7 protein-coding genes are annotated in these 4,266 nt (G+C 36.5%); 2 read left to right on the top strand and 5 right to left on the bottom strand.

What is annotated here, in order from left to right:
• Positions 1-202 (top strand): hypothetical protein (locus AC52RT_RS10210; RefSeq protein ID WP_495540646.1); only part of this gene is annotated, 202 nt, incomplete at its 5' end.
• A 333-nt stretch (positions 203-535) separates the two neighbouring features.
• Here AC52RT_RS10210 and AC52RT_RS10205 read toward each other — a convergent pair.
• Positions 536-871 carry a winged helix-turn-helix transcriptional regulator gene (locus tag AC52RT_RS10205; RefSeq protein ID WP_491075326.1) on the bottom strand — a complete coding sequence of 112 codons (336 nt, stop codon included), beginning with the start codon at positions 869-871 and terminating at the stop codon, positions 536-538.
• A 146-nt stretch (positions 872-1,017) separates the two neighbouring features.
• Between AC52RT_RS10205 and AC52RT_RS10200 the strand changes: the two genes are divergently transcribed.
• Positions 1,018-1,371 (top strand): DoxX family protein, encoded by a 354-nt coding sequence (locus AC52RT_RS10200; RefSeq protein WP_495540645.1) that lies wholly within the window; start codon positions 1,018-1,020, stop codon positions 1,369-1,371.
• A 177-nt stretch (positions 1,372-1,548) separates the two neighbouring features.
• Here the strand turns inward: AC52RT_RS10200 and rlmH are convergent, their stop codons facing one another.
• The 4 genes from rlmH to AC52RT_RS10180 all read right to left on the bottom strand — a co-directional run.
• Positions 1,549-2,028, bottom strand: coding sequence for a 23S rRNA (pseudouridine(1915)-N(3))-methyltransferase RlmH (gene rlmH, locus AC52RT_RS10195; protein WP_495540644.1), 480 nt, complete (start codon positions 2,026-2,028; stop codon positions 1,549-1,551).
• Between the two features lie 104 nt (positions 2,029-2,132).
• Entirely contained in the window at positions 2,133-2,288 is a 156-nt protein-coding gene (locus AC52RT_RS10190; RefSeq protein ID WP_081704873.1) for a CxxH/CxxC protein, read from the bottom strand.
• Between the two features lie 197 nt (positions 2,289-2,485).
• Positions 2,486-3,691, bottom strand: coding sequence for a S1C family serine protease (locus AC52RT_RS10185; protein WP_495540643.1), 1,206 nt, complete (start codon positions 3,689-3,691; stop codon positions 2,486-2,488).
• A gap of 165 nt (positions 3,692-3,856) precedes the next feature.
• On the bottom strand, positions 3,857-4,266 hold a 410-nt coding region (locus AC52RT_RS10180), incomplete at its 5' end, for an MBL fold metallo-hydrolase (protein ID WP_495540642.1).

The raw sequence follows: 4,266 nt of genomic DNA, 5'->3' as shown, positions 1-4,266 counted from the left end.
AAGGCCCGATCTTAGAATAACTAATATTATTTTATCGCAAAAAGACACATTTACCATTGAAGATGTTGTTAATGAGATAGCTAAAGAAAATCTCCAAATTAATATAGAAAATATTAGGTCTACAATCAATAACTTACGTGATAGTGGTTTAGTAAGTGATTTTGGAACAAAATATACATTATCAAGTTTGATGGTCAGATAATAACGAAATAAAGGGAAAGACTTTATTATAAAGAATCTTTCCCTTTTTATTTTTTTTGATAAACATTATATTGCAATATTTATGAATAAATCCTCACTTACTTATGATACGGCTCTCCGCGATGTATCTAAATGAGATTCTGATATCAATTCTAACTCGTAAGGAATACAGACCAAAATCAGTTCGAACTGCTGTAATATCGGTTCACTATTGGCTATTATCGATCCATTTTTAACTTAGGTCGATCATTATCAACTAACTAAGAATCATCTCTCTTAGTCTTGTAAAATACGTTTACATGCCCAGAGTAATGGTTAGTTAATCATTCTCGGACTAACCCTTTTCTCCGTACAGCACATTCATGTGCTCCATATGTATCTCTCCCCAATCATTCATCGCCTGTAATACCGTACTTAAACTTTTCCCATATTCTGAAATCGAATATTCAACTTTTGGTGGAATTTGATTATAAACTTTGCGATGCACAATATCGTTATACTCAAGTTCTCGTAATTGTTGGGTTAACATCTTTTTATTTATGTTTGGTATTGCCTTTTGAAGTTCACCAAATCTCATTGTTCCATTCGAAATAAGCTGAAGAAGAATGACTGGTTTCCATTTACCAATTAAAATTTCTAGTGCAGATTCAAATTTACAATATTGTTTCATTTAAACGCCCATCTCCCTTTTATTGCGTATGGTTACTTTTTATTTACTATGTTTAAATAAAGTGCCTACTTCCTTAACTTGGTTATTCTCAGCTATTATACATTTAGAGGGTATAAAATATGAACTTAGGAGGTTAGTATTGTTCAATGAATATACTAATATCGATCATTCAATGTCTAGTTGCACTGGTATTTATCTACTCAGGGTGGTTAAAAGCCATTCAATATGAAAAAGCCAGAAAATCCTGGGGATGGGTAAATGAGGTTCCAAAACAGTTGGTCATCTTTATTGGGGTAGCAGAATTATTAGGGGCCCTTGGCATTATCCTCCCACAAGCGCTAAATATTGTACCTATATTAACACCGATTGCTGCTTTTGGACTTGCCACAACCGTACTACTTGGAGCCTTATTTCATGTAATACGTAAGGAATATCGGGAGATCACTATGAACATTGTTTTATTTGCATTAACCTTAATGATTGCAATTTATTATATCTAAGATAGATAAAGTTTTTTTAATTTATGATCACTTGATATTTCGTTCTTATAAAACTTCATCCATTTTTTACTACGAAATGTTTGGATCTTTTTAACCTTTATAGAAAAATAGATGAGATTTATCCTGTTTAGATAGGTCTCATCTTTTTTACAACTATTCATAGGAGGAAAATCTCATTTACTTATGATACGGTTCTCCCCGATTGATCCGGTATGCACGATACACCTGTTCCACCAGAATCAATCTCATTAACTGATGTGGAAAGGTCATTCTGGAAAACGACAGCGCTTCATCTGCCCGCTTCATGACCTCTTTACTTAGGCCAAGTGAACCGCCGATAATAAAGCAAATTTTACTTGTACCATAGGTGGCGAGCTTGTCGATGGTTGCCGCAAGTTCCTCCGAAGACTTTAGTTTGCCTTCAATAGCTAAAGCAATAACATGGGCATCTGGGTGGATCTTCGTGAGAATACGTTGTCCTTCTTTTTCTTTAATTTGTTCCATTTCTATGTCGCTGAGTGTTTCAGGCGCTTTTTCATCAGCCAGTTCAATCATGTCAATTTTTGCGTAAGCAGAGAGTCGCTTTAGATACTCCTCAATTCCTTGTTTTAAGTACTTTTCTTTTAATTTTCCAACGGTAATAATGGTAATATTCATTGATTCCCCTACTTTACAAACAGTTTACGAACAAGTTACAAACAGATTATCCACAGTAGTTATCCACATATCCACAAAAACTATCCACATGTTGTATGCGAATATTAGTTCCCTACCATATATACAGCTTGATTAGGACAATATTCACAGTTTGTTGATAACTTTTCATCTGTTACTTTATTCAAAACTGGATAGGTTTCATGTTCGTCTACCACTATGTCTAACGCTAGTTCCACATGTTCTTGGCAGCAATAAATCATTGACTTCCCCTCCTTATTTTCTTATCGCTCATCCACAATAGATCATTCATTCCTTATTTATTTATCCACAAATCGGGTTCAAGCATACATTCATTTTGTGGATGACTGATAATTTTTTCTCATCTGTCATCGTATCAAATTACTCAAAAAGCGCAAGTACAGAAAAAGGCAGGAATAATTTCTTCCTGCCTTTGATTTTATAATTGTTCTTCAGTAAGCTTTACTGATGCTGTCTCTTTTTTACCGGCACGGTAATAGGTAATCGTAATACTGTCGCCTATTTTCTTATCGTTATATAAATATTTTCTTAGACCGACTACGTCTTTGATTTCTTCCTGATCCATCTTGATAATTACATCGAATTCTTTTAGTCCAGCTTTGGCTGCTGGTGAGTTTGGCTGTACACTTGTAATCGCTACACCTGAACTCACGCCCTCAGGCAATTTTAGTGTGTTTTTCTGGTGGTATTGGGAGATTTCTTCTACAGAAGCCAAACTTACTCCCATAAAGGCACGTTTAACCTCCCCATATTTTTCAATATCATTAATAATTGGTACAACTGAGTCAATTGGGATAGAAAGCCCAATGCCTTCAACCGCGCTTTCTGCAATTTTCATTGAGTTAATTCCAATTACCTGTCCCTTCATGTTCACTAGTGCTCCACCGCTGTTCCCTGGATTGATCGCGGCATCTGTCTGTATGACTTCTGCGTTCCAGTCTACCTGTCCGTCCTCATTAATATCAACTTCTATTGTTCGTTCCAATCCTGATATAATCCCCTGCGTAATTGAACCAGAGAATTGGAGACCAAGTGGGTTTCCAATGGCGATGACTGGTTCACCGGGTTTCAGTGCCGTAGATTTCCCGAACTCTGCAATTGTTTTAACTTTTGCTCCTGCTACTTCAACAACGGCAAGATCTGTCCAAGGATCGCTTCCCATCAATTTTGCTGGCAGCTTCGTTCCATCTGCAAGTGTAACCTCCAGTTCATTAGCACCTTCAATTACGTGGTTATTCGTCACTATATATGCCTTGTCTCCTTCTTTTTTATATACCACACCAGATCCGGTTCCAGCCTCTGCAGCTTCTCCTTGCTGTCCCCAGAAGTTTGTTTGCTGAATATTTGTAATGCCTACAACAGCATCACTAGCCTTGTCTCCAGCTTCAATGACGGCCGATGTAACGTCAATTGAAATATCTTGAACATGTTCAGCCGATTTTTCACCGTCTTTTGATTGGCTGCTATTATTTTCAGACTCTATTCCATTATCATTATTGTTTACCACGGTTAATACGAGCAGCGCACCAATTAACACTCCCGCTAATGCCGCCAAGAAATAGCCGATTTTACTTCCGCTTTTTCGTGGTTTTTGATTGCTCTCCTGTTCATCAAAGTATCCCAAGGTTTACTCATCCTTTCTTTTGTTTCATATACATATAATAACTATTCATTCTATGTTATACCCATTATTATACTCTCAATGCAAGAAATAGCTTAATAAAAAACACTCTAAAATTTCCACAAAAAAGGACTGAAGGATGATTTCCCTTCAGTCCCTATCTATTCCTTACACACTTACTAGTTCTGTTGCTTTTTTTGGATCCGTATCGTAAATTGAAAACTGTTCGCCAACGATAATCCCTTGTGTTTTCAATGTTTGCTCCACAGACATCCTGGCCAGGTCTTTCATGTTATTATCCAGACTAAGATGTGCCAGATAGATAGATTTAGTCCGATCCCCTGCAACCTCGCTCATTGCAAGAGCTGCATCTTCATTTGATACATGACCTACATCACTTAAAATACGACGCTTAATATTCCAAGGATAACGTCCCATTCTTAGCATAGAAACATCATGATTACTTTCAAAAATATATGCTTCAGCATTTGAAATAATCCCTTTAACTCGATCGCTTACGTAACCGGTATCGGTTATTAAAACGACCTTCTTACCATCATGATGGAAGGAATAAAACA

The sequence above is a fragment of the Peribacillus sp. genome, from assembly GCF_059453735.1.
This window is presented reverse-complemented; position numbering and strand designations above follow the sequence as displayed.